The organism is Micromonospora fluostatini (assembly GCF_050410825.1).
GTDB classification, from domain to species: domain Bacteria; phylum Actinomycetota; class Actinomycetes; order Mycobacteriales; family Micromonosporaceae; genus Micromonospora; species Micromonospora rosaria.
Genome location: NZ_CP191251.1, coordinates 591,844 through 616,193, shown reverse-complemented (window position 1 = coordinate 616,193; position 24,350 = coordinate 591,844). Strand labels below are relative to the sequence as shown.

The 24,350-nt window shown below is 74.3% G+C and carries 19 protein-coding genes and 2 pseudogenes; 4 read left to right on the top strand and 17 right to left on the bottom strand.

The window, feature by feature from the left end:
- Positions 1 to 1,182 precede the first annotated feature (1,182 nt).
- The 17 genes and pseudogenes from ACQUFX_RS02740 to mraZ all read right to left on the bottom strand — a co-directional run.
- A pseudogene (locus tag ACQUFX_RS02740) lies at positions 1,183 to 1,362 on the bottom strand (hypothetical protein); the annotation flags it as partial.
- Between the two features lie 71 nt (positions 1,363 to 1,433).
- A complete protein-coding gene (locus tag ACQUFX_RS02735; RefSeq protein ID WP_428964460.1) occupies positions 1,434 to 2,231 on the bottom strand; it encodes a DivIVA domain-containing protein in 798 nt (265 codons plus the stop codon).
- Positions 2,232 to 2,286: 55 nt separating this feature from the next.
- Positions 2,287 to 2,586, bottom strand: a complete 300-nt coding sequence (locus ACQUFX_RS02730; RefSeq protein ID WP_067365236.1) for a YggT family protein — start codon at positions 2,584 to 2,586, stop codon at positions 2,287 to 2,289.
- A 30-nt stretch (positions 2,587 to 2,616) separates the two neighbouring features.
- Positions 2,617 to 3,324, bottom strand: coding sequence for a cell division protein SepF (locus ACQUFX_RS02725; protein WP_428964459.1), 708 nt, complete (start codon positions 3,322 to 3,324; stop codon positions 2,617 to 2,619).
- Between the two features lie 192 nt (positions 3,325 to 3,516).
- Positions 3,517 to 4,260 (bottom strand): YggS family pyridoxal phosphate-dependent enzyme, encoded by a 744-nt coding sequence (locus ACQUFX_RS02720; RefSeq protein ID WP_428964458.1) that lies wholly within the window; start codon positions 4,258 to 4,260, stop codon positions 3,517 to 3,519.
- A 9-nt stretch (positions 4,261 to 4,269) separates the two neighbouring features.
- Positions 4,270 to 5,379: a cell division protein FtsZ gene (gene ftsZ, locus ACQUFX_RS02715; RefSeq protein WP_428964457.1), complete on the bottom strand. Its 1,110-nt coding sequence runs from the start codon at positions 5,377 to 5,379 to the stop codon at positions 4,270 to 4,272.
- A 295-nt stretch (positions 5,380 to 5,674) separates the two neighbouring features.
- Positions 5,675 to 6,571, bottom strand: coding sequence for a cell division protein FtsQ/DivIB (locus ACQUFX_RS02710; protein WP_428964456.1), 897 nt, complete (start codon positions 6,569 to 6,571; stop codon positions 5,675 to 5,677).
- The gene (gene murC / locus ACQUFX_RS02705; RefSeq protein WP_428964455.1) at positions 6,568 to 8,133 is read right to left on the bottom strand and encodes a UDP-N-acetylmuramate--L-alanine ligase; all 1,566 of its coding nucleotides are present in this window, start codon (positions 8,131 to 8,133) and stop codon (positions 6,568 to 6,570) included. The genes ACQUFX_RS02710 and murC overlap by 4 nt, the downstream gene beginning before the upstream one ends.
- 34 nt (positions 8,134 to 8,167) lie before the next feature.
- A complete protein-coding gene (gene murG, locus ACQUFX_RS02700) occupies positions 8,168 to 9,274 on the bottom strand; it encodes an undecaprenyldiphospho-muramoylpentapeptide beta-N-acetylglucosaminyltransferase (RefSeq protein ID WP_067373260.1) in 1,107 nt (368 codons plus the stop codon).
- Positions 9,274 to 10,678 (bottom strand): annotated as a pseudogene (locus ACQUFX_RS02695) (FtsW/RodA/SpoVE family cell cycle protein). The gene murG and the pseudogene ACQUFX_RS02695 overlap by 1 nt, the downstream one beginning before the upstream one ends.
- A gap of 265 nt (positions 10,679 to 10,943) precedes the next feature.
- Positions 10,944 to 12,077, bottom strand: a complete 1,134-nt coding sequence (mraY, locus tag ACQUFX_RS02690) for a phospho-N-acetylmuramoyl-pentapeptide-transferase (protein ID WP_067373262.1) — start codon at positions 12,075 to 12,077, stop codon at positions 10,944 to 10,946.
- Positions 12,074 to 13,474 carry a UDP-N-acetylmuramoyl-tripeptide--D-alanyl-D-alanine ligase gene (locus tag ACQUFX_RS02685; RefSeq protein WP_428964454.1) on the bottom strand — a complete coding sequence of 467 codons (1,401 nt, stop codon included), beginning with the start codon at positions 13,472 to 13,474 and terminating at the stop codon, positions 12,074 to 12,076. Before ACQUFX_RS02685 ends, mraY begins: the two co-directional genes overlap by 4 nt.
- The gene (locus tag ACQUFX_RS02680; protein ID WP_428964453.1) at positions 13,471 to 15,051 is read right to left on the bottom strand and encodes a UDP-N-acetylmuramoyl-L-alanyl-D-glutamate--2,6-diaminopimelate ligase; all 1,581 of its coding nucleotides are present in this window, start codon (positions 15,049 to 15,051) and stop codon (positions 13,471 to 13,473) included. Before ACQUFX_RS02680 ends, ACQUFX_RS02685 begins: the two co-directional genes overlap by 4 nt.
- A gap of 52 nt (positions 15,052 to 15,103) precedes the next feature.
- Entirely contained in the window at positions 15,104 to 17,272 is a 2,169-nt protein-coding gene (locus ACQUFX_RS02675) for a peptidoglycan D,D-transpeptidase FtsI family protein (protein WP_428964452.1), read from the bottom strand.
- A gap of 5 nt (positions 17,273 to 17,277) precedes the next feature.
- Positions 17,278 to 17,877 carry a hypothetical protein gene (locus tag ACQUFX_RS02670; protein WP_428964451.1) on the bottom strand — a complete coding sequence of 200 codons (600 nt, stop codon included), beginning with the start codon at positions 17,875 to 17,877 and terminating at the stop codon, positions 17,278 to 17,280.
- Positions 17,874 to 18,974, bottom strand: a complete 1,101-nt coding sequence (gene rsmH / locus ACQUFX_RS02665; RefSeq protein ID WP_428966840.1) for a 16S rRNA (cytosine(1402)-N(4))-methyltransferase RsmH — start codon at positions 18,972 to 18,974, stop codon at positions 17,874 to 17,876. Before rsmH ends, ACQUFX_RS02670 begins: the two co-directional genes overlap by 4 nt.
- A gap of 213 nt (positions 18,975 to 19,187) precedes the next feature.
- Positions 19,188 to 19,619: a division/cell wall cluster transcriptional repressor MraZ gene (mraZ, locus tag ACQUFX_RS02660; RefSeq protein ID WP_428964450.1), complete on the bottom strand. Its 432-nt coding sequence runs from the start codon at positions 19,617 to 19,619 to the stop codon at positions 19,188 to 19,190.
- Between the two features lie 356 nt (positions 19,620 to 19,975).
- On the opposite strand from mraZ, the gene ACQUFX_RS02655 reads away from it, so the two are divergent.
- From ACQUFX_RS02655 to ACQUFX_RS02640, 4 genes are all read left to right on the top strand, one after another.
- Positions 19,976 to 21,223, top strand: a complete 1,248-nt coding sequence (locus tag ACQUFX_RS02655) for a MurT ligase domain-containing protein (protein ID WP_067373451.1) — start codon at positions 19,976 to 19,978, stop codon at positions 21,221 to 21,223.
- A complete protein-coding gene (locus tag ACQUFX_RS02650; RefSeq protein ID WP_067373448.1) occupies positions 21,213 to 21,935 on the top strand; it encodes a type 1 glutamine amidotransferase in 723 nt (240 codons plus the stop codon). Before ACQUFX_RS02655 ends, ACQUFX_RS02650 begins: the two co-directional genes overlap by 11 nt.
- Positions 21,936 to 22,168: 233 nt before the next feature.
- Positions 22,169 to 22,798 (top strand): TVP38/TMEM64 family protein, encoded by a 630-nt coding sequence (locus tag ACQUFX_RS02645; RefSeq protein ID WP_428966839.1) that lies wholly within the window; start codon positions 22,169 to 22,171, stop codon positions 22,796 to 22,798.
- Positions 22,799 to 23,104: 306 nt separating this feature from the next.
- On the top strand, positions 23,105 to 24,286 hold the full coding sequence (locus tag ACQUFX_RS02640; protein WP_428964449.1) for a peptidoglycan recognition protein family protein: 1,182 nt from the start codon (positions 23,105 to 23,107) through the stop codon (positions 24,284 to 24,286).
- The last annotated feature ends 64 nt before the right edge of the window (positions 24,287 to 24,350 follow it).

Here is a 24,350-nt window from a genome sequence, read left to right as displayed (position 1 = left end):
CGACTCGGGAGCGGGCGACTCCGGAGCGAGCGACTCCGGGGCTGACTGCTCCGGGGCGTCCGGTTCCGGGGCGTCCGGTTCCGGGGCGTCCGGTTCCGGGGCGTCCGGTTCCGGGGCGGGCTCAGCCGGGGCAGGCGACTCCGGAGTGGACTGGGCCGGGGCGGACGACTCCGGGGCGGACTGGGCCGGGGCGGGTGGCTCCGGCTCGACGGCGGCCGGCCGGGACGTCCCGTGGGGCTCCACCGACCAGGGTGCCGGATCGGGGGCGACCGGCCAGGCCGCCGGATCGGCGTGGGCCGGGCCGGGCCGGGCGTCGGGGTCGGCGTCGGCCGGCTGGGGCTGCGGGGCCGCCGGGGCCGGCTGGGGCTGCGGGGCCGCCGGGGCCGGCTGGGGCTGCGAGGTCGCCGGGTTCCACACCGCGTCCAGCGGGTCCGCCCCGGAGGTCCGCGACCCGTCCGGCGGAGCCGCAGCGGGGTCCGGCGGCCCGTCCGGTGACGCGGTCGCGGCGGTCGGCCGGTCCGTCGCCGGGTCCGGCCGGGCGAGTGGCGTGGTCACCGGCTCGGTGGCCCGGTCACGGGGCCGGAACAACCGGTCGGCGAGAGAGTCGTCAGCGTCGGTGTCGAGGTCGGGGTCGACCGGGGTCCACGAGGTGGCGAGTTCCGGGCCGGCTCCGGCGGCGCGGGGCGCGGAGGCGCCGGTCGCGGGCGCACTCGACGCGGCGGGGCGCGATCCGAAGGGGCCGGGCCCGAAGGCGCTCGGCCCGGCCGGGCCCGACGTGGGGGGACTCGACGCGGTGGGACTCGACGACCGTTGCGGATCAGGGGCCGCTGGGGGCCACCGGTCGGCCAGGTCGGCTGGTGGCTCGGCGTCGAGGTCGATCTCCGGCGGCAGGTCGGTCATCGGCGACCCGGGTGGTTGCCGCCACCCGGGGTCGCCGGTGTCGACCGATATCGGGACGTGTTGGACCGGAATCAGTGGCTCGGAGCGCGTCCCGGCGTGGCCGGGGACGTCCTCCGGCGGATCGGTGCCCGTCCCGAACACCTCGTCCAGGCCGCCGTACCCCGTGGGGCCGTACGCGACCGGGCCGTACGGCGAGCGGGTCCGCGCCGGCTCGGGGCCGGCGTACTCCGCCGGGTTGGACGCTGCCTCGGCGGCGGGGGTCTCCCGACGCCGGGTCGCCGGCGGGGCCCGGTCCGCCGCCGCGCGGGTGGCGACCGCCTGGCGGGCGCCGACCACCAACGCGACAGCGGCCAGCAGGCTGGCCGCGATCGAGATGATCAACAAAACGCTGGAGCCGCCGGTCAGACCGAGGACCAACAGGACGACGGCGAGCAGGATGAGCAGCAGACTGGCGACTAGCACGGCTCACCCCCGCCGACTCGGACCGGCTTGGCGAGTCGACGGCCGTGCCATGACGGCCGTCGACCCGTGGATCAGCGACCGGCTTCGAGCGCTCCGGAGCGACCGCCGCCGTAGGAGCCGGCGAGGCCGGCCGCCGCGAGGCCGTTGCCGCCGACGGATCGGCTGCCCTCGGCGCGGGTCATCTCGGCCTCCAGGCCCTGGCCCCGGCCGTCGAGGTCGCGCAGCTGGCTCTCCAGGTACGCCTTGAGCCGGGTGCGGTACTCCCGCTCGAACTGCTTGAGCTCCTCGATGTGCTTCTGCAGGGCGGTGCGCTTGGCGTCCAGACCGCCCATCGCCTCCTGGTGCCGCTGGCGGGCGTCCCGCTCCAGCGCGTCGGCCTTGGCCCGCGCCTCGCGGGTGACCTCCTCGGCCTTCGACCGGGCCTCGGAGAGGAGCTGGTCGGCCTCACGGCGGGCGTCGGAGACGTGGTCGTCGGCGGTGCGCTGGGCCATCATCAGCACCCGCAGCGCCTGCTGCTCACCGTCCCCGGTCACGGCCGGGCCACCGGCGGCGCGCACCTGCTCCAGCTCCGCCTGCATGGCGCGGGCGGCCTGCTCGGCGGCGGCCTTGTCGCGCTGCACACGGTCGAGCTGGGCCTTGACGTCGTTGAGCTCGGCCGCCAGGCGGGCGTCGCCGCCGGGGCCGGCGGGAGCGCCGCGGCCACCGCGCTCCACCTGGGCACGCAGCTCGTTGTTCTCCTCTATCAGACGGGCGAGCTCACGCTCGACCTCGTCCAGGAAGGCGTCGACCTCCTCCTCGTCATACCCCCGCTTGCCGATCGGTGGCTTTTTGAAGGCGACGTTGTGGACGTCGGCCGGGGTCAGCGGCATCGAAACTCCTCGGGTCAGTTGCGGCCGCGTAGCGGGCTGTACCTGCGGGTTGGCATCACCCGAGGATCAGCCGCTTCAACACGAACTCCATCAGCACGAACAGGATAACCAGGAGCACAAGGGAGGCCAGGTCGATGCTCACGGTACCAATTCGCAGTGGAGGGATCACACGCCTCAACGCCTTGAGGGGTGGATCAGTGACGCTCCACACCGTTTCCAGTCCCGCCGACGCGCCCCGACCCGGCTGCCAGCGGCGACCGTACTGCAGGACGGCGCTCAGGACAAACCGGGACAGAAGAAGGAGCAGAAAGACGTAGAGGACGAGATACAGGACTTGCAGCAGGATCGACAACACGGCAGGTGAATGTCCCTCGCTCGGGCGGGTCTAACTGAGGCTGAAGAACCCACCCTCGGCGATCTTGGCCTTGTCCTCTGCGGTGACCTGGACGTTGGCCGGTGAGAGCAGGAACACCCGATTGGTCACGCGCTCGATCGTACCGCGCAGTCCGAAAGCCAAACCGGCGGCGAAGTCCACCAGTCGGCGGGCGTCGGCCTCGTCCATCTCGGTGAGGTTGATGATCACCGGCACGCCGTCGCGGAAGTGCTCGCCGATGGTCCGGGCCTCCCGGTAGGTGGTGGGGTGCAGCGTGGTGATCTGGTACCGCTGCTCCTCCTCGACCACCGCCGGACGCTCCCGGGGCTGCGCCTGCGGCGCCAGGGCGAGGTTGTCCCGGGTGTGGTACGACAGGGTTCCCGACCCCTCCCCGGCGCTGGCCCGGGTGATCGACCGCACGCTGGAGCGCTCGGGCCGTTCGGGGCGCTCCGGCCGGTCGGCGTCGGACCGGTCAGTGTCCAGCGAGCGCGCCGTGGACCGGTCACTCAGCCGGCTCCGCTCGCCGGCCCGGGGCCGGGGCGGCGTGGGCGGCTCGTCGGCCTCGTCGTCGTCCTCGTCGGCGAACTCCTCCGCGTACCGGCTCTGCCGGTACCGCGACTCCCGGTAGCCACCCTTGTCGTAGCCACCGTCGTCGTAGGCCCGCTCGTCGTCCTCCTCGACCAGACCGAGCCAGACCCCCGCCTTGCGCAGTGCACCCATCCCGCGCCCTTCCGTCCGCCGTGCGGCACGTGCCCCCATGCCGTGTCGCATGTCGTGATGGACCCCAAGTGCCCACCCGACCGGAACGGCAATCCCCGGTGAGCGGTTCGCGGGCCGCCCGCCGTACCCCGGGACATACGGAGTGCCGATCCGTCAAACAACAGCGATGTAATTTGCTTCTTCCGAGCCAGGCTACCGCAGCGTGGGACGCATTCCGAGCAACGCGCTACCGACTCGCACCTGTGTCGCACCGTGTCCGATCGCGACGTCCAGGTCGCCGCTCATCCCGGCCGACACCTCGGTGGCCGTCGGATGCTCGGCGCGGAACGCCGCGACCACCTCCGCCAACCGGGCGAAGGCCCGCTCCGGCTCCCACCCGAGCGGGGCCACCGCCATCAGGCCGGTCAACCGCAGCGCGCCCGACCCGGCCACCGCGGCGGCCACCGGACCCAGCCCGACGTCCGGGTCGGCGGAGCCGGGCAGCGCGCCGCCCCGGGACGGGTCGCCGTCGATGCTGACCTGCACCAGGGCGTCCAACGGCCGACCCCGGTCCGCCGCCGCCGCGTCGAGCGCGCCGGCCAGCCGGACGCTGTCCACCGAGTGGACCACGTCGGCGTACCGGACCACCGAACGGCACTTGTTGCGCTGCAACCGGCCGACGAAGTGCCAGCGGGGCCGGACCCCGGCCGCCGCGACCTCGGCGGCCTTGCCGGCCGCCTCCTGGTCGCGGTTCTCCCCCATGTCGTGCACGCCGAGGCCGGCCAGCGCCAGCACGTCCGACGCCGGGTACGTCTTGGTGACCGCGATCATGGTCACCGTGGCGCGGTCCCGGCCGGCGGCGGCACAGGCGTCGGCGATCCGGGCCCGGACCTGGGCCAGCCCCGCGGCGATCTCGGCCCGCCGGTCCGGGCGTACCGTGCCGTCTCGATCGGTCATCGGCGCCGCTCAGGATCCGTTCTTGAGGAAGTCCGGCACGTCCACGTCGTCGAAGAGCACCCGCCGGGGCGACTGGGCCGGCGGCGGCATGGCGGCCGGCGGCGGCGTGCTCGGCGGGGTGGGCTGGTTCTGGTTGGGCTTGCGGGTCTGCTCGCTGGTCTTGTACGCCGGCACGCCACCGTCGAAGCCGGCGGCGATCACGGTGACCCGCACCTCGTCGCCGAGCGCGTCGTCGATGACCGCGCCGAAGATGATGTTGGCGTCCGGGTGCGCGGCGTCGGTGACCAGTTGCGCCGCGTCGTTGATCTCGAACAGCCCCAGGTCGGAGCCGCCCGCGATGGAGAGCAGCACGCCCCGGGCCCCGTCCATGCTCTGCTCCAGCAGCGGGCTGGAGATGGCCGCCTCGGCCGCCTCGACCGCGCGGTTCTCCCCCCGGGCGCTGCCGATACCCATCAGCGCGCTGCCGGCCCCGCTCATCACGCTCTTGACGTCGGCGAAGTCCAGGTTGATCAGACCCGGGGTGGTGATCAGGTCGGTGATGCCCTGGACACCGGAGAGCAGCACCTGGTCGGCGGTGCGGAAGGCGTCCATCATGCTGATGTTGCGGTCACCGAGGGCGAGCAGCCGGTCGTTGGGGATGACGATGAGCGTGTCGCACTGGTTGCGCAGCTCCTCTATGCCCGCCTCGGCCTGCACCTGGCGGCGCTTGCCCTCGAACGAGAACGGCCGGGTCACCACGCCGATGGTCAGCGCGCCGAGCTTGCGGGCGATGTTGGCGACCACCGGCGCGCCGCCGGTGCCGGTGCCGCCGCCCTCGCCGCAGGTCACGAAGACCATGTCGGCGCCCTTGAGCACCTCCTCGATCTCGTCGCGGTGGTCCTCGGCGGCGTTCTTGCCGACGTCGGGGTTGGCGCCCGCGCCCAGCCCCCGGGTCAGCTCGCGCCCGACGTCGAGCTTGACGTCGGCGTCGCTCATCAGCAGCGCCTGCGCGTCGGTGTTGATCGCGATGAACTCGACGCCCTTGAGCCCAACCTCGATCATCCGGTTGACGGCGTTGACCCCGCCGCCCCCGATGCCGACGACCTTGATGACCGCCAGGTAGTTGTGCGGAGGTGTCATCTCCGGTCCTTTCCCTTCGAGATTGGCTTCGCGCCGCCCCGGTACGGCGTGGCCAGATCCGCGGCCGACGACAGCTGTCCCCTGTGGAGGATCGAGACTGAACCCTAACCCTCTACTAGAGGCTTACAGTTATGTCAACCACTGATCCTCTTCGGGGCAACGTAAGCGCCCTCACGCGATGAGCCAAGGACCTGCCCGGCGTGTCGCCGCCGGAGCGCCACGAGTCACGTCCGACCGGCCGGAACACGGGCCGGCTGAGCGGCGACTCACCCCACCGCACGACGGGCGGCCCCGGTCACTTGACGGTCACCACGTCCGGGGCGCTCACGTCGACCCGTTCGGCCGGCTGGCCGAGCAGCGCGGTGGCCACCCGCGCCTTCTCCGCGCCCCGGGTGGCGTCGCCCCAGAACACCGTCCGCTCGTCGCGCAGCCGCAGGCTGATCCGGGCCAACCCCTCCACGTGCACGTCCCGCAGCCGCTCGCGCAGTTCCGGGGTGAGCACCCCGAGGACCTCCAGCGCGGCCCGGGTACCCGGGTCGGCCGGCCCGGGCCGGGCCACCCGGACCACCGGCAGGGCCGGTGGCGGCTCCGCCAGGGTACGGAAGACCACGCCGGTCCGGTCGATCACCGCGTACGCGTCCCCCTGCGGCACCACGGCCACCCCGGTCCGCTCCACCAGCCGGACCACCAGGGTGTCCGGCCACTGCCGGTCCACCGTGACCCGCTCCACCGGCGCGAGGTCGCCGATCCGGGCGGCCACGGCGGTCAGGTCCACCCGGGCCAGCGGCGTGTCGTCCGGTACCGCCGCCGCGTCCCGGACCTGCACCGGGGTCACCAGGTCGGCGCCGACCACCCGGACCTCCCGGACCCCGAACAGGCCGGTGCCGAGGAGCGTCCAGGCGACCAGCCCGGCGAGCAGGAGCACCCCGGCCGCGACCGCCCAGGGCAGCGCCGCCCGGACCCGGCGTTGCCGGGCGCGGGCCATGAAGCGCCGGGTGGACGCCGGCACCGCGTCGGAGCCGGCCCGGACCAGTTGCCACCGGCGGTTCGGGCCGCGCCGGCCGCCACCGGGGTCCGGCCCGCGCCGGCCCCCGCCCTCGGCCCCCCGCCGGCCGCCGCCCTCCGGCGTGCGGGCCGCCGCCGCGCCCCGGCGTGGGCCGGGGGTACGGCCCCGGGACGGGCCCGGGCTCATCCGGCGGCGGGCGCCGCGCCGTCCGGACCGCCGCCGGTGGCCGGCGCCGCCGGGCCCGGCGTCCCGGTGGCCCCGGTCGGGCCGGCGGTCACCGGCGCACCCGGCGTGCCCGGGGTCAGGATCGGGCCGGGCGTGGCGACACCGGTCCGGGCGAGCAGGGCGTCGAGCAACTGGTCGCCCATCAGCGAGATCGGCGGGGCGCCCATGGTGACCACCACGTCACCGGGGCGCGCCCGGCGGGCCACCTCCACCGGCGCGTCGTCCCAGGAGTCGACGAAGACCTTGTGCTCGGCCGGCAGCGGCACCACCTCGACCAGCGCGGCCGAGCCCTCGCCCGGCTGGCGCAGCTCCCCGGGGCCGAAGACCTCCAGCAGCACCAGCTCGTCGGCGATGCCGAGCGCGGCGGCGATCTCCGCCTGGAGGTCGCGGGTGCGGTAGACCCGGTACGGCTGGAAGACCACGATCAGCCGGCCGTCCCCGGCCACCTCGCGCAGCGTCTGCAGGGCCAACGTCATCGAGGTCGGGTGGTAGGCGTACTCGTCGTAGACCAGCACCTCGTCGGCGACGCCCTTGCGCTCGAACCGCCGCCGGACCCCGGGGAAGGCGCCGAGCGCGGCCTCGGCCGCCGCCACCGGCAGCCCCAGCAGGTACCCGGTGAGCACCGCCGAGGCGCTGTTGAGCGCCATGTGCCGCCCCGGTACCGGCATCCGGATCTCGCCCAGCGACTCCCCATCGATCTCGGCCAGGTACCGCACCCCGCGCGCGGAGGAGGCCATCGCGCTTAACCGCAGGTCGGCGTCGGGCGCCTCGCCGTAGGTGTACACCCGCCGGCCCTCGGCGCGCAGCGTCTCGGCCAGCCGCCGGCCGCCCGGGTCGTCGGCGCAGGTGATGACGTACCCGTCCGGGTCGGTGAGCCGGGCGAAGTCGGCGAAGGCCGCCTCCAGGGTGGCCAGGTCGCCGTAGGTGTTCAGGTGGTCCGCCTCGACGTTGGTGATGATCGAGACGAACGGGCGGTAGATCAGGAAGGACCGGTCGCTCTCGTCGGCCTCCACCACGAAGTGCTCACCGGTGCCGTGGTGGGCGCCGGAGCCCACCTCGGAGATCTCCCCGCCGATGACGAAGGACGGGTCCTGCCCGGCCTGCTGGAGCACCATGGTCACCATCGAGGTGGTGCTGGTCTTGCCGTGGGTGCCGGCGACGGCGACCGCGCGGCGGTTGGTCATCGCCGCCGCGAGCGCCTCCGAACGGTGCAGCACCCGCAGTCCCCGGCGGCGGGCCTCGACCAGCTCCAGATGGTCCTGCGGGATCGCGGTGGAGTAGACCACGGTGTCGACGCCGTCCAGGTTGGTCGCCTCGTGGCTCATGTGGATCGTCCCGCCGAGCGCGCGCAGCCCGGCCAGGGAGGGCCACTCCCGCAGCTCGCTGCCGGAGACCGGCAGGCCCCGGGTGAGGAACAGCCGGGCCAGGCCGCTCATGCCGACCCCGCCCACCCCGATCAGGTGGATCGTGCCCAGGTCCTCGGCGGTCAGGGTGCCGGCCGGGGTGAACTGCGCGGTGTTCATGACGGGTACCTTCCAGTCGCGGTCGGCGCGGCGTTCACCGGTTGACCGCCTCGTAGACGAAGTTCAGCAGCGCCTCGTCGCCGTCGCGCCGCCCGTACGCCGCCGCCGCCGCGCCCATCGCGGCGAGCCGCCGCGGGTCGCGGATCAGCGGGACGACCGTCCGCTCCACCCAGTCCGGGGTCAGCTCGGCGTCGTCGACGAGGAGCCCGCCACCGGCCTCCACCACGGGCAGCGCGTTGCGCTTCTGTTCCTGGTTGCTGTGCGGGTACGGCACGTAGATGGTGGGCAGCCCGATGGCGGCCACCTCGGCGCAGGTCATCGCCCCGCCCCGGCCCAGCATCAGGTCGGCGGCGGCGTACCCGGCCTCCATCTGGGACAGGTACGGCAGGGTCACGTACGGCACCGGCAGGTCGGTGGGGACCGGCACCGGCTCGTTGCGGGCGCCGATGACGTGCAGCACCTGGATGCCGTTGCGGGCCAGTTCCTTGGCCGCGCCGGAGACCGCCAGGTTGATCGAGCGGGCGCCCTGCGAGCCCCCGGCGACGAAGAGCACCGGCAGGTCGGGGCGGAGCCCGAAGTGGGCACGCGCGGCGGCGGCGTTGCGGGCCCGGTCCAGCCCGGCGATGCCCCGGCGCAGCGGCACCCCGACCACCCGGGCGTCGCGCAGCGCCTCGGCCTGCTGCGGCTGGTGCGGGAAGCCCACCGCGACGTGCTTGGTGAACTTCATCCCGAGCCGGTTCGCCACGCCCGGCGGGACGTTCACCTCGTGGATGACGATCGGCAGTTCCCGCCGCCAGGCGGCCAGGTACGCGGGCACCGAGACGTACCCGCCGAAGCCGACCACGGCGTCGGCGCGGACCTCGTCGATGACCTGGCCCGCCGCGCGGGCCGCCGTCCACATCCGACCCGGGGTCTTGACCAGGTTCATGTTGACCGACCGGGGGAGCTGGTACGCCGGAATCTGCCGCAGGTCGTAGCCCTGCGGCGGGATCAGCTCGTTCTCCAGGCCCTTGGGGGTGCCCAGGCAGGTGATCCGGACGCCGGGGTCGTGTCGGCGCAGGCAGTCGGCGAAGGCGAGCAACGGGTAGATGTGTCCCCCGGTGCCACCTCCCGCGAGCACCACCGAACGCAGCGGACCCATCAACGTCTCCTCTCAGTCGCCGCCCCGGCGCCCGTCCGGGTCGGCCGGGCGCCGCGGGGTGCGGCCCGGATTCTCCTGCCGCCGGGTCCGCGCCCGGGGGGCCGGAGCGCGGGCAGCCTTCGGCGCCGGCCGGCGACGCCCGGCGGGGAGCGGCGGCAACGGGGCCCAGAGTAGTCGGACCCATCGGGCCGGCGGACGGGCATGCAGGGCTCGGGCCGCGTCGGGCTCGGCGCGGGCGAACGACGCCAGCATGCCGAGCGCCGCCAGCGTCACGACCAGGGCACTTCCGCCGTCGGAGATGAACGGCAGGGGTACGCCGGTGATCGGCAGCAGGCCGACCACCCCGCCGATGTTGATCACGGCCTGGCTGACCAGCCAGGTGGTGACGGCGGCGGCGGCGAGCCGGCGGAACGGGTCGTCGACCCGCCGGGCGATCCGCAGCCCGGTGTACGCCAGCACCGCGAACAGGGCGAGGATCACCGCGCAGCCGACCACGCCGAGCTCCTCGGCCACGATGGCGAAGATGAAGTCGTTGTGCGCCTCGGGCAGCCAGTCCCACTTCAGCACGCTCTTGCCCAGCCCGACCCCGAACCACCCGCCGTTGTCGATGGCGTTGCGGCCCTGGCCCATCTGGTAGCAGCCCTCTTCGAAGCACTGCTCCGGCGGTTTGATGAAGTACGTCAGCCGGGCCAGCCGGTAGTTCGGCTCGCCGCGCGCCCCGGAGCCGGCGCCGAGCGAGGCGGCGGCGATGAGCAGGCCGACCCCGGCGAGCCCGACCACCGACAGGGCCGCGAAGACCCGGGCCCGCACGCCGGCCGCCCAGAGCAGCCCGACCACCACCGCGAGCAGGCAGAGCATGGTGCCGACGTCGTTGTACCCGACCAGGACGAAGAGCAGCCCGACCACCGGGAAGAGCGGGGTGGCCAGCTCCCGCCACCAGCCCAGCGCCGCCCCCTTGCGGGCCAGCACGTGCGCCCCCCAGAGCACCAGGGCGAACTTGGCCAGCTCGGAGGGCTGCACCTGGATGCCGCCGAGGATCAGCCAGAGCAGCCGGGCCTCCAGCGGCCCGAACTGCGCGGAGTCCTGCCCGCTGAGCCGGGCCACCACGAGCATCAGGTTGAGCAGCAGGAGCAGCCCGACCGCCACGGCCAGGGCGGGGCGGCTCAGCACCCGGTAGGTGCGGGCGGGCAGCCGCTGGCAGACCCAGAACGCGACGATGCCGATCACCGCGAACATGGCCTGCTTGGTCAGCGCGGCGAAGGCGTTGCCGCCGGTGGCGTACTCCCGGACGCTGGTCGCGGAGAAGACCATGGTGAGGCCGATCACCAGCAGCAGGCCCGCGCTGGAGATCAACAGGTAGTAGGAGGCGAGGGGCCGGGACAGCAGGCCGCGCAGCGCCGCCAACGGCCCGGTGGCGTCCAGCCCGCGCAGCCCGGCAGGCGGGTCGGCGGACCGTTTCGCGCCCGCCCTCTCCCGCTGCCGTACGTCTGTCCCGCCGGAGCCTCGGTCCTCCCCCACCCGTTCATCATTGCCGCTCAGCGGCACCGCCACCCGCCCAACGCCCGACTCGGCGTGTCGAACCGGGAAAGGAAGGGCCCCCTGTTAACGCATACGGTGGTAAAGGGGCCCCTTCCTAACACCTGACCCGGGGCGGGCGGCGCGGCGGGGGTCAGCCCATGTTGGCGAGGAAGTCGCTGTAGAACAGGCCGAGCGCGATCGCCACCCCGATGCCGGCGATGATCCAGAACCGGACCACGATGTTGACCTCGCTCCACCCGGCCAACTCGAAGTGGTGCTGGAGGGGGGACATCCGGAAGACCCGCTTGCCGGTGGTCTTGAACGAGATGATCTGGATCACCACGGACATCGTGATGATCACGAACAGCCCGCCGATGATCGGCAGCAGCATGATCGTCCGGGTGGACATCGCCATCCCGGCGATCAGACCGCCCAGCCCGAGGGCGCCGGTGTCGCCCATGAAGATCCGCGCCGGCGAGGTGTTCCACCAGAGGAAGCCCACACAGGCCCCGGCCGCCGCCCCGGCGATCAACGCGATCTCCAGCGGGTCCCGCACCGTGTAGCAGTAGTTGTTCGGGTTGGCGGTGTACGTCGGGTCGGCGCACCAGTGCCGGTACTGCCAGAAGGCGATCAGGGCGTACGCGGCGAGCACCATCACCGAGGCGCCGGTGGCCAGGCCGTCGAGGCCGTCGGTGAGGTTCACGCCGTTCGTCGAGGCCATCACCACGAAGATGAAGATGACCACCGCGCCGATCTTGGTGACGTCCAGCGCCGGGATGTCCCGGATGAAACTCAGCGTGGTGCTGCCCACCGTCTCGGTGTTGGTCAGCGCGCCGCTGGCGTCGGTCATGGTGCTCGGGAAGTACAGGGCGACGACCCCGAAGACCGCGCCGACCAGGATCTGGCCGAGCAGCTTGCCCCGCGCGCTCAGGCCACCGCTGTGCCGCTTGCGGACCTTGAGGAAGTCGTCGATGAAGCCCACCGCGCCGCAGAAGACCATCAGCCCCAGCAGCACCAGGGCGGTGATGGTCGGCTCGACCTGGGCGATCTGCGCGTCCGGCAGGGTGGTCAGGGCGAGGTGCCCGGCGACGTACGCGATGACCGTGGCGAGGATGAACACCACGCCACCCATCGTCGGGGTGCCCTTCTTGCCCTGGTGCATCTGCGGGCCCTCGGCCCGGATCGGCTGCCCGGCCTTGAGCCGGGTGAACACCCGGATCGCGATCGGGGTGCAGAACAGCGACACCAGGAAGGCGACCCCGATGGCGACGATGACCGCCCTCATGCGGCGCCACCCCCGGTGGTCGCCTCGGCGCGCAGCGCGTCGACCACCTCCCAGGTGCGGTACCGGGAGCCCTTCACCAGGACCACATCGCCCGGTCGTAGCTCGCTGCGCAGCACCTCGACGGCCGCCGCCTGATCGGTGAGCAGCACCGACTCTCCTCCCCAGTCCCTCACTGCTGTAGCGCCCTCGTGGATCGGCGCCGCCGGCTCGCCCACCACGAGCAGCCGGTCGACGCCCAGGTCGGCCGCGAGCCGGCCGACCTCCAGGTGGCCGTCCCGCTCGAACGGCCCCAACTCGGCCATGTAGCCGAGCACCGCGACGCTGCGCCGGCCCTCGCCGAGGTCGGCCAGCGCACGCAGCGCCGCCGCCATCGAGGCCGGGTTGGCGTTGTACGAGTCGTCGATCACGGTCACCCCGTCGGCCCGGTCGAAGACGTCCATCCGCCGGGTGGAGACCAGCCGCAACGCGCCGAGGGCGGCGGCCGTCTCGGTCACCGACATCCCCAGCTCGCGGGCGACCGCCGCGGCGGCCAGGGAGTTCGACACCTGGTGCGGGCCGGTCAGCGCCAGCCGCACCGGCGCGTTCCCCTCGGGGGTGACCAGGGTGTACGCCGCCCGGCCCCGCTCGTCGGCGGTGACGTCGACGGCCCGGACGTCGGCGTGCGCCGCCTCGCCGTAGCGGACCACCCGGGCGGCGGTACGGGTCGCCATCGCGTCGACGAGGGGGTCGTCGGCGTTGAGCACGGCCAGCCCGTCGGCGGGCAGCGCCTCGACCAGTTCCCCCTTGGCCAGCGCGATGGTCTCCCGCGAGCCGAACTCGCCGAGGTGCGCCACCCCGACGTTGAGCACCACGGCGATCCGGGGCGGCACCACGTCGCAGAGGTAGCGCACGTGCCCCACCCCCCGGGCGCCCTTCTCCAGCACCAGGTACCGGGTGGCCGGCCCGGCCTGCAACGCCGTGTACGGGTGCCCCAGCTCGTTGTTGAACGAGCCGGGCGGGGCCACCGTCTCCCCGAGCCCGGCGGTGACCTGGGCGATCATGTCCTTGGTGCTGGTCTTGCCGGAGGAGCCGGTCAGCCCGACGACGGTCAGGCCGGGCAGCCGGTCGACCACGGCGCGGGCCAGCCGCCCCATCGCCGGCAGCGCGTCGTCGACAAGCACCATCGGCACCCCGGGCACCTCGCGGGTGCCGAGCACGGCCACCGCCCCGGCGGCCACCGCGCGGGCCGCGTAGTCGTGCCCGTCGACCTGCTCCCCGGGGAACGCGACGAAGAGCGCGCCGGGGCCGACCTTGCGGGAGTCGAACTCCACCGGCCCGGTGACCCGGGCCTCGGGGTCGGCGGCGACCAGCCGGCCACCGACCGCGGCGGCCACCTCGGCCAGGCTCAGCGGGATCATCGGCGACCCGCCAGGTCACCGAAGCGGACCCGCAGCGCGTCGGCCAGCTCGGTCCGGTCGTCGAAGGGGTGCACCTGCCCGGCGACCTCCTGCCCGCGCTCGTGCCCCTTGCCGAGCAGGGCCACCACGTCGCCCGGCTCGGCCAGCCGGACCGCCTCGTCGATGGCCGCGCGCCGGCCCGGCACCTCGATGATCCGGGCGGCAGCGCCGGCCCGGTACGCCCCGGCCAGCACCTCGGCCCGGATCGCCGCCGGGTCCTCGGTCCGTGGGTTGTCGTCGGTCACCAGCACCACGTCGGCCCCTTCCGCCGCGGCGGCCCCCATCACCGGGCGCTTGCCCCGGTCCCGGTCGCCGCCGGCACCGATCACGCAGATCAGCCGGCCGGCGCTCAGCTCCCGCAGCGCGGCCAGCGCGGCGACGATGGCGTCCGCCTTGTGCGCGTAGTCGACGACGCCCCGCACCGGGCCGGCGCCGACCAGTTCCAGTCGCCCCGGCACCCCGCCGCAGGCGGCCACGCCGGTCGCCGCGGTGGCCGGGTCGACCCCGGCGCCGACCAGGGCGGCGATCGCCAGCAGCGCGTTGGCCACGTTGTGCCGGCCGGGCAGGGCCACCCCGCCCGACAGGACGAGGCCGTCCGGGCCGTGCGCGGTGAACCGCTGGGCGTACCCGTCGCCGTCGACGTCGCCGGCCCACCAGGTGGCGGCCGGGTCACCGGCGGCCGAGTAGCCGACCGTGGTCGGCTTGACCAGCGGGCGCAGCGCCGGGTCGTCGTGGTTGAGCACCTCCACCGCGCAGCGACCGTCGAAGAGCTGGGCCTTGGCCGCGAAGTAGTCCGCCGCGTCGGCGTGGAAGTCGAGGTGGTCGGAGCCGAAGTTGGTGTACCCGCCGACGGTGAACCGGACCCCGCCGACCCGGCCCATGGCCAGCGCGTGGCTGGACACCTCCATGACCACGGCGGTGACGCCGCGTTCCCGGGCGGCGGCGAGCATGGCGTGCAGGTCGGTGGCCTCCGGGGTGGTCCGGACGCTGTCGAGCACCAGGTCGCCCAGCCGGGTCTCCACCGTGCCGATCAGGCCGGTGACGTGGCCGGCGGCGCGCAGGCCCGACTCGACCAGGTACGCGGTGGAGGTCTTGCCGGCGGTGCCGGTGATCCCGATGACGGTCAGCCCCTCGGTCGGGTCGCCGTAGACGGCGGAGGCGAGCACGCCGAGCACCGCGCGGGGGTCGGCCACCACCAGGGCGGGCAGGCCCGCCTCGGCCACGGCGGGGGCACCGGCCGGGTCGGTGAGCGCGGCCACCGCGCCGGCCGCCGCCGCGGCGGCGGCGAACTCCGCGCCGTGCCGTCGGGCACCGGGCAGGGCGGCGTACAGGTCGCCGGGGCGGACCTCCTGGCTGGCGTGGGTCACCCCGGTCACCGACCGGTCCGCGGCGTCCGCCGCGGGGGCCACCAGCTCGGCCGGCGTCGCTGCCGGGAGCCGGGTGGCCAGGTCGCCGAGTCGGACGGGAGACACGCTACGGGGGCGTGGATTGCCGGGCACGGCGTCAGACCCTACCCGGTCGTCCGGTTCCGACCGCACAGCCGCCCCGGTGGTTCGTCCGCACCAACCGATGATGTCGCGCGACGGCCGGTCAGCGGGGATAGACCACGAAGTTCGGTGCGTCGGCGCCGCTCGACGGCGGCACCCGGTAGTGCTGGAGGGTGAAGCGCATCATGTCGCGGAACGCCGGTGCGGTGATCTGGCCGCCCCCGCCGGACGGGGTGTGCGCGAAGACCGCGATGACGTACCGGGGCTTCTCCGCCGGGGCCATCCCGATGAAGGAGGCCACCTCGCCCGGCTGCTTGCGGCCGTCCACCAGCCGCCAGCCGGTGCCGGTCTTGCCGGCGACCCGGTAGCCGGTCACCGCCGCCTGCACGCCGGTGGCGTCGGGGACGGTGGTGACCGCCTCCAGCATGGTCCGCAGCGCCGCCGCGTTCTCGGAACTCAGCACCCGGTGGGTCTTCGGGGCCTCGGCGGGGGTCCGCGTGCCGTCGGGGGCGATGGTCTGCCGGACCAGCCGGGGCTGCACGTACACGCCGTCGTTGGCGATCGCCGCGTACGCGGCGGCCATCTGCAACGGAGTGGCGTCCACGCTGTGCCCGATCGGCACCGACCCGTACGACGAGTCGCTCCACTCCTGTGCGGGCAGGATGCGCCCGGCGGCCTCGCCCGGCATGCCGACCCCGGTGGGCTGGCCGAGGCCGAACCGGCGCTGGTACTCGATCAGCTTGTCCCGGCCCAGCTTGTCGGCGATGGTGATGGTCCCGACGTTGGAGGAGTGCGCCATCATCCCGGCCAGGCTCATCGTCCGCCCGCCCGCCGGGTGGGTGTCGGCGAACCAGGTGTCGCCCCTGCGGACGGCGTTCGGCACCGGGAACGTCGTCTCCGGGGTGATCACGCCCTCCTCCAGGGCCGCGCCGAAGGTGATCGCCTTGTGCACCGAGCCCGGGTCGACCACGAAGCTGGTGGCCGCGTCGTCCCGTTCGACCGGTTCGCTCTCCTCCGGTTTGGCCGCGTCGTACCCGGGATAGCTGGCCTGGGCCAGCACCTCCCCGGTGGCGACCTCGATGATCACGGCGGCGCCGGTGCTGCCCTGTGTCTTCGCCATCTGCTCGGCGAGGATGCGCTGGGTGCGGAACTGGAGGTCGGCGTCGACGGTCAACTGCAACGAGCTGCCCGGCTCGGCCTCGGTGGTCTGGCTGAAGCCGCCGGGGATGGGGGCCGCCAGGGTGCCCCGGCCGGCCTCGTAGACCCGCCGCCCGTCCACCCCGCTGAGCAGGTCGTCGTAGCGCGCCTCCAGCCCCTCCAGGCCGACCATGTCGGGGCTGGTGAAGCCGATCAGGTTGGCCGCCAGGTCGCCGTTGGGCACCTCGCGCCGCTCGTCGCGGTGCACGTTGATGCCGGCCAGCTCCAGCGCCATGACCTGCCGCGCCGTCTCGATCGGCACCCCCCGGGCCAGGTACTCGAACTCCGACGGCACGCCGTTCTCCCGGGTCCGGGGACGCATCCGGTCGGACAGCTTCGAGGCGGCGATGCCGAGCAGCGGGGACAGCGCCCGCGCGGTGGCCTCCCGGTCCTGCACGCGGGTCGGGTCGGCGAAGACGTACCGGGCCTCCACGCTGTTGGCCAGCGGCGCGTCCCAGCGGTCGTAGATCGCGCCGCGCGGGGCCGGCAGGTCGACCCGGACCAGCCGGTCGCTGCGGCCGGCGCCGGCCCACTCCGGCACGTCCACCGCCTGCAGGACGACCAGCCGGACACCGATGGTGGCGAAGATCGCCAGGGTGAGCACGGTGGCCAGGCGCAGCCGGCGGCGCGGGTCGGCGAGCTTCGGCGGCCGGCGCGGCTTACGGGTGGGCCGCCGGGCGCCGGAGCGGGCCGGCCGGGGGCCGGGGCGGCGGCGGGGCGGGGCGGGCGGCTCGTCGTCGGGCTCGTCGTACGCCGGGCGGGTCGGCACGGTGCGGATGACGCCACCCCGGCCGGTCGGGGCGGCGTCGCGCCGCCCGGTCCGGGCGGGCTCGGCCCGGCCACCGTCGAGCACCTGCAACGCCGGGCGGAACGGGTCGCCGGAGCGGCCACCCCGGGGGGTACGCCGCTGCTGGCCGGTGCCGGCCTCGCGGATGCTCCGCCCCCGGGGGGTGTACGCGCGGGCGTCGGAGATGCCACCGCCACCGGGGTCGCCGGAGCGGGCTCCCGACGCACGGGACGAACCGCGCCGGGAGCCCGTGGCGTCCCGGCGCGGTTCCTCCTGCCTCGGTGGCACGGCGATCAGCCTCCGCTGCCCTGCTGGCTGGTGACCGACGGAGCGCCGTCGGCCGGCCGGGGCACGCCGATGATCTTGCCATCCGGCAGCCGGATGTACGCCGGCTCGGCGGACTCGACCAGGCCCAGCTTGCGGGCGTTGGCCTCCAGGCTGCCCGGCGCCTGCTGCTTGGCGATCTCCTTCTCCAGCTCCTGCTGGTCGAGATCGAGCTTGGCCTGCTGCTGCTGGAGCTTCTCCAGCCGGAACGCGTTCTCGTTGATCTTGGTGTTGACCACCAGGATGCCGAGCACCCCGCCGACGACCAGCACCACGATCAGGGCCGCGAAGGGCGCCCTGGGCACCGACACCGGCGGCGGCGGGGCGACCCGCAGCCGCGGCGTCCTGGCCGGCGCCGGCACGGCCCGCTCGGCCGGCCGCAGGGCGACGTTGCCCTGGGTGGGGAACTCGCGCGCCCCCCGGGCGCGAGTGTCCGACCGGTCGACCCGTGGCGCCCCCGACGCCGATCCGACCTGCGTGGCCCGCTCCGCCGCGGTCCGGCCCCCCGACCGCGGTGCGCGCTGCCCGACGCCGGAGTCGTTCCGGCGGCCGTGCCTGTTGACGTTCATGCTCCCTCCCCCTCTTCGTCCGTCCCGTCCCGCACCGACCACTGCGGATCCCGCCCGGATCCCGCGGCCGTCCCCGGTTGGTGCATGGCCTTCACCCGTCGGCGGTACCGTTCGCGGTCGGTCCGCCCGTGCTGTGCCTGCTCGGGGTCGATCCGTTCCGCGGCCCGCAACCGCACCGACGCGGCGCGCGGGTTCGCGGCGACCTCCTCCTCCCCGGGCAGCTCCGCGCCCCGGCTGAGCAGCCGGAACGTCGGACCTGACCCGGGCAGTTCGACCGGGAGGTCGATCGGGCCCGTGCTCCGGACCCGCTCGGCGAGCGCCTGCTTGGTGAGCCGGTCCTCCAGCGAGTGGTAGGACAGGACCACCAGGCGACCGCCCACGGTGAGCTTGTCGAGCGCGGCCGGCAACGCCGTCTCCAGCGCCGCCAGCTCTCTGTTTACCTCGATCCGTAAAGCCTGAAACGTTCTCTTTGCCGGGTGTCCACCGGTTCGTCGGGCTGGTGCCGGGATCGACTCACGGACCAACTCGGCCAGCCGCGCCGACGAGGTGATCCGGGCGCGTTCCCGTTCCCGGATGATCGCCGAGGCGATCCGCCCGGCGAACTTCTCCTCGCCGTAGACCCGCAGCACCCGGGCCAGGTCCGGGTGCGGGTAGGTGTTGACCACCTCCTCGGCGGTCACCCCCCGGGTCTGGTCCATCCGCATGTCCAGCGGCGCGTCCTGCGCGTAGGCGAACCCGCGGTCGGGCGCGTCGAGTTGCAGCGACGAGACCCCCAGGTCGAACAGGACCCCGTCGACCGCCGGGTAGCCCAGCCGGGCCAGCACCTCGGGCAGTTCGTCGTAGACGGCGTGCTCCAGGTGGATCCGGTCGGCGAACCGGGCCAGCCGGACCCGCGCGTGCGCGAGGGCCTCGGTGTCCCGGTCCAGGCCGATCAGGATGGTCTCCGGGTGCGCCGCCAGCACCGCCTCGGCGTGCCCGGCCAGCCCCAGTGTCGCGTCGACGTGGACCGTCCGCCCGCCCCGGCCCAGCGCGGGGGCCAGCAACTCGAGACACCGCTCAAGCAGCACCGGCACGTGCGTGCCGCGTAGCTCCCCCATCTGGACCCCCACTGGTTGCACCGAATCGTTTGTCTCGCGTTCCGTACGTCGCAACGGCGCCTGCGTCGTACCGCCAGATCCCCATCCGCTTCCGCCGGCCCACGCGGGTCGCGTCCCGCCTGGACCAGATCGTGCCCCTGGCACCGGGGAAGGGATGCCAGGACCTCGAAGCGGCTGGAGATCTCGCAGTACGTCGTCGGGCGCCGCCACGCCCTACAGACCGCCGGGCAGCACCCCCTCCGAGATGTCGGCGAAGTCGTCCTCGCTCTCGGCGAGGTAGCTCTCCCACGCCGCCCGGTCCCAGATCTCCACCCGCGTGCTGGCGCCGATGACCACGAGATCGCGGTCGAGCGCGGCGTACGCCCGCAGGTGGGCCGGGATGGTGACGCGGCCCTGTTTGTCCGGGACCTCGTCGTGGGCACTGGCGAAGAAGACCCGGCTGTAGGCACGGGCCGCCTTGTTCGTCACGGGTTGGGCGTGCAGTTGCTCCGCGATCCGCTGGAACTCGGGCATCGGGAAGACGTACAGGCAGCGCTCCTGCCCTTTGGTGATCACGACACCCCCCGCCAACTCGTCCCGGAACTTCGCCGGAAGGATCAACCGGCCCTTCTCGTCCAGGCGTGGGGTGTGGGTGCCGAGGAACATCGGCCCAACCCCCTCGCCCTGAGCGGCGTTCGCGGCGCCGCTGACCCCCCGGGCCGGTGGGCCCTCCCGGCCTCACCATCGGGCCCCACTCTACTCCACTTCCCTCCACCTGCAACCAGATTCGCCCGCGTGGCGCGCCGCCCCGGTCAGCAAAACCGCACGTCAGAACGGGTGGAGCGGAGTGGAGGGCCGGCGCGCCCCCCGCGAGGGCGTCCGCTTTCCGACATTGATCGACTCCATCCGGAGGAGCGGGCTCCGGTCGTCCGGCGGGTGCCGATCGACCGGACGGATCGTCCTCGGCCGCGATCTGAGCGGGGCGCGGGTCCGGTAACCTCGCTCGCGTGACGGACGCGAAGATGCCCTTGCGGGCAAAGGTGGCCAGCTCCGTGTCGCGCACCGCCGCCGCGCTGTCGCGGGCGGCGGGCCGCGGCGACGGGTCGGTGATCGGCGGGTGGATCGGTCTCAAGATCGACCCTGACCTGCTCGCCCACCTCTCGGCGGGACGGGCCATCGCGCTGATCTCCGGCACGAACGGCAAGACCACCACCACCCGGCTGGCCGCCGCCGCCGTCGGCGTCCTGGGTCGGGTCGCCACCAACTCGTTCGGCGCCAACATGCCCACCGGGCACACCTCGGCCCTGGCCAAGGCCGGCAGCACCCCGTACGCGGTGCTGGAGGTGGACGAGCACTACCTGGCCCAGGTGCTGGAGGCGACCGACCCGCACGTGGTGGCCCTGCTCAACCTCTCCCGCGACCAGCTCGACCGGGCCAAGGAGGTCGCCATGATGGCGCAGCTCTGGCGGTCCGCGCTGGTCAAGCACCCGGAGGTACGGGTGGTCGCCAACGCCGACGACCCGATGGTGGTCTGGGCGACCACCCCGCCGCCCCAGCACGACCCGCGGATCGCGCCGCCGCACGTCACCTGGTTCAGCGCCGGTCAGCGCTGGCACGACGACTCCTGGGTCTGCCCCGAGTGCGGCTCGACCATCCAGCGCTCCGGCGTGCAGTGGTGGTGCAGCGGCTGCCCGCTGCGCCGGCCCGAGCCGCAGTGGGTCGTCGAGGACGACGGGGTGCTCGACCCGACCGGCGCCTGGCACAAGGTCAAGCTCCAGCTCCCCGGCAAGGTGAACATCGGCAACGCCGCCACCGCGCTCGCCGTCGCCGCCGAGTTCGGCGTCCGCCCGGTCGACGCGGTGCTGCAACTGGGCAGCGTCGCCTCGGTCGCCGGCCGGTACGCCCAGGTGGACCGGGACGGACGCAACATCCGGCTGCTGCTGGCGAAGAACCCGGCGAGCTGGCTGGAGGCGTTCGACATGGCCGACCACGCGCCCACGCTGCTCTCCATCAACGCCCGCGACCCCGACGGGCTGGACACCTCCTGGCTGTTCGACGTGGACTTCGCGCCGCTGCGCGGCCGGCAGGTGCTGATCACCGGCGACCGGGCGTACGACCTGGCCGTCCGCCTGGACGTCAACGACGTGCCGTTCCAGCACGTCCAGACCTTCGGCGAGGCGGTCCGGGCGGTCCCGCCGGGGCGCCTGGAGGTCATCGCCAACTACACCGCCTTCCAGGACATCCGAGCGGAGCTGGACCGTGTCAACTGAGAGCCTGCGCATCGTCTGGATCTACCCCGACCTGCTCTCCACCTACGGTGACCGGGGCAACCTGCTGATCCTGGCCCGGCGGGCCCGCCAGCGCGGGATGCCGGTGGAGACCCTGGAGGTCCGCTCCGACCAGCGGCTGCCCGCCACCGCCGACATCTACCTCATCGGCGGCGGCGAGGACGGGCCGCAGGCGCTCGGCGCGCAGCGGCTGCTCGCCGACGGCGGCCTGCACCGGGCCGTCGCCCAGGGCTCGGTGGTCTTCGGGGTCTGCGCCGGGTACCAGCTCCTCGGCACCTCGTTCTTCGCCAAGGGCACCCAGTACCGCGGCCTGGAGCTGCTGGACCTCGCCTCCGACCGGGGGCCCACCCGGGCCGTCGGCGAACTGGCCGGCGAGGTCGACCCCCGGCTGGGCATCCCGTACCTGACCGGCTTCGAGAACCACGGCGGACGGACCCGGCTCGGCCCCGGGGTGGCCCCGCTGGCCCGGGTGAGCGCCGGGGTCGGCAACGACGGGCAGACCGAGGGTGCCTGGCGCGGCAAGCTGCTCGGCACCTACTCGCACGGCCCGGCCCTGGCCCGCAACCCCGCCCTGGCCGACCTGCTGCTGCGCTGGGCCACCGGGGTCCACCAGCTCCCACCCCTGAACGACACCTGGCACGAGCGGCTCCGCTCCGAACGCCGCCACGCGGTGGCAGCCGCCGCCCGACCGTGACCCCGCAGGGCCGGGAGCCGCACGGGCGGTTCCCGGCCGGGGGTGGCGGGGACGAGCCGATGCCGGCTGCGGCCGGCGAGGACAAGCCGGCGTCGGCGGCGGCCGGCCACGAGAAGCCGATGCCGGCCCCGGCCGGTCAGCGGCGGCGTCTTCCCGGCCCGACCGTGCTGCTCGCCGCGCTCCGGCGGCTGGCCGCCCAGCCGTCGGGTCGCCGGTTCCTCCTCCTGCTGGCGATGCTGGCCGGTTTCGGTCTGCTGCTGCTGGTGGTGCCGCTGCCCGCGCCGGGGGAACTGCCGAGTCTGGCCGAGCGGCTCGGCCCGGTCGCCCCGGTCGCCGCGATCGCTGGCGGGGCGCTGCTGCTGGTCGCCCTGGTCCCCCGGACCTTCGTCACGCTCGCCACCGGTGCGGTGTTCGGCCCGCTCACCGGAGCGCTGTACGCCCTCGGCGCGGCGCTGCTCGCCGCGGTGCTCGGCTTCGCGATCGGTCGCCTGCTGGGGCGGGAGTTCGTCGCCGAGCGGGTACGCGGCCGACTCGCCCGGCTCGACCGCTGGTTCGCCCGGCAGAGCGTGCTCGGCGTGATGACCGTACGGCTGCTGCCGATCGCCGGCTTCGGGCTGGTCAGCTACGGGTACGGCACCACCGCCGCGCGGGTGCTGCCGTACCTGGTCGGTAGCGTCCTCGCCTCCGCGCCGACCGCCTTCGGCTACGCCGCGGTGGGCGCCTCGGTCACCACCCCCGGCGGGGTCGACTGGTACGCCGCCGCGCCGGCCGCGCTGGGTCTGGTCGCCAGCGCGGTGCTGGTCGCCCGCTGGTGGCGGGCGGAACGTGGCCGCGCCGCCGACACCTCTCCCCCGGGCCGATGACCCCTCCGACCGATGGGCCATGCCCTGCGGTCGGCGTGTCGCGGCCCGCAGCGATACCGCGTTGGGGAGGCAAACCTGACAGGTACAAATATACCTGTGAGGTATGCGGCTCAGATGCGGTAGGCCCCCTCGACACCACGCCGCCGGCCGGCGCGGGCGGGGACACCGCCTGACCCACCGTCGAGACATCGACAGGCATAGCCATTTACGGAAATTTCCTTCATCCTGTACGGCAACAGCGTCAAGAAGCACCGAGGAGCTGTCCGTCGCGGCGCACCGCGCGTCGCCGTACCCCGAAGGACCGGCATGCCCGACCAGCTTCCGCATCTCGACCGCCGCGCCCTGCTCCGGACCGGGCTCGGCGCCGCCACCCTCGGCGTGGCCGGCGCGACCGGCGCGCTCGTCCCCGCCGCGAGCGCGCCGGCCGCGCCGGCCGCGCCCCGCCCGGCCGCCACGCCGACCCCGGCGCAGACGATCGGCGAGATCATCACCTGCGGCTCCTGGGCGGCCCGGCCACCGACCAGCCCGCTGACCATGAACACCGGCACCACCCAGAAGATCGTGGTGCACCACACCGCCTACCCGAACAGCACCGATTACTCGGTCAACCAGGCGATCTGGCTGGCCCGCGACATCCAGCGCCTGCACCAGGACGGCAACGGGTGGCCGGACTCCGGGCAGCACTTCACGGTCAGCCGGGGCGGGTACCTGCTGGAGGGGCGGCACCAGAGCCTCGCCGGCCTGCGCGGCGGCACCCAGCAGGTGGTGGGCGCCCACTCCCCGGGGGAGAACGGACGCGGCATCGGCATCGAGAACGAGGGCATCTACGTCACCGAGTCGCCGCCGCAGCGGCAGGTCGACGCCCTGGTCGACCTCTGCGTGGCGGTCTGCGTCCAGTACCGGATCGGGGCGCACCGGATCTTCGGGCACTGGGACTTCCAGCTCACCCAGTGCCCCGGGGCCGCCTTCTACCGGCAGTTCCCGGCGCTGCGCCGGGAGGTCGCCCGCCGGCTCGGCACCGCGCTGACCGCCATCCCCGAGCGCACCTGGCCGGACATCCTGTCCAGCAGCCGGGGCGAGACGGTCCGGGTGGCCCAGCACCTGCTGCGCGCCCGGGGGTACACGGTCACCGCGAGCGGCACCTTCGACCCGGCCACCGTCGCGGCCGTGGAGGACTTCCAGCGGCGCAACGGGATCACCCCGACCGGCCTCGGCGAGATCCGCGACAGCACCTGGGACCTGCTGGTGGTGCCGGTGGCCGCCGGCGGCACCGGCGAACCGGTCGCCGGGTTGCAGAGCATCCTGGCCGTCCGGGGGTACCCGGTCACCGCCACCGGCACCCTGGACACCGCCACCCGGGAGGCGGTCCGCCAACTCCAGACCCGGCACGGGCTGACCGCCACCGGCGAGGTGGACCGGCGTACCTGGTGCGCGGTGGTCGGCGGGAGCGTCCGCGAGGCGTTCCGCACCACCCTCCTGCGCCGCTGACCCCACCGGGCGCGCGGCCGGGTGTGAGGAGGGGCCCCCTGTACAACAAAAAGCGTTAACAGGG

Bases quoted from the DNA above. Each gene is read 5' to 3' on its own strand.
- ACQUFX_RS02735 (WP_428964460.1), bottom strand. From the start codon at position 2,231: ATGCCGCTGACCCCGGCCGACGTCCACAACGTCGCCTTCAAAAAGCCA.
- ACQUFX_RS02725 (WP_428964459.1), bottom strand. From the start codon at position 3,324: ATGGGTGCACTGCGCAAGGCGGGGGTCTGGCTCGGTCTGGTCGAGGAG.
- ACQUFX_RS02720 (WP_428964458.1), bottom strand. From the start codon at position 4,260: ATGACCGATCGAGACGGCACGGTACGCCCGGACCGGCGGGCCGAGATC.
- ftsZ (WP_428964457.1), bottom strand. From the start codon at position 5,379: ATGACACCTCCGCACAACTACCTGGCGGTCATCAAGGTCGTCGGCATC.
- ACQUFX_RS02710 (WP_428964456.1), bottom strand. From the start codon at position 6,571: ATGAGCCCGGGCCCGTCCCGGGGCCGTACCCCCGGCCCACGCCGGGGC.
- murC (WP_428964455.1), bottom strand. From the start codon at position 8,133: ATGAACACCGCGCAGTTCACCCCGGCCGGCACCCTGACCGCCGAGGAC.
- murG (WP_067373260.1), bottom strand. From the start codon at position 9,274: ATGGGTCCGCTGCGTTCGGTGGTGCTCGCGGGAGGTGGCACCGGGGGA.
- mraY (WP_067373262.1), bottom strand. From the start codon at position 12,077: ATGAGGGCGGTCATCGTCGCCATCGGGGTCGCCTTCCTGGTGTCGCTG.
- ACQUFX_RS02685 (WP_428964454.1), bottom strand. From the start codon at position 13,474: ATGATCCCGCTGAGCCTGGCCGAGGTGGCCGCCGCGGTCGGTGGCCGG.
- ACQUFX_RS02670 (WP_428964451.1), bottom strand. From the start codon at position 17,877: ATGAACGTCAACAGGCACGGCCGCCGGAACGACTCCGGCGTCGGGCAG.
- rsmH (WP_428966840.1), bottom strand. From the start codon at position 18,974: ATGGGGGAGCTACGCGGCACGCACGTGCCGGTGCTGCTTGAGCGGTGT.
- mraZ (WP_428964450.1), bottom strand. From the start codon at position 19,619: ATGTTCCTCGGCACCCACACCCCACGCCTGGACGAGAAGGGCCGGTTG.
- ACQUFX_RS02655 (WP_067373451.1), top strand. From the start codon at position 19,976: ATGCCCTTGCGGGCAAAGGTGGCCAGCTCCGTGTCGCGCACCGCCGCC.
- ACQUFX_RS02645 (WP_428966839.1), top strand. From the start codon at position 22,169: ATGCTGGCCGGTTTCGGTCTGCTGCTGCTGGTGGTGCCGCTGCCCGCG.
- ACQUFX_RS02640 (WP_428964449.1), top strand. From the start codon at position 23,105: ATGCCCGACCAGCTTCCGCATCTCGACCGCCGCGCCCTGCTCCGGACC.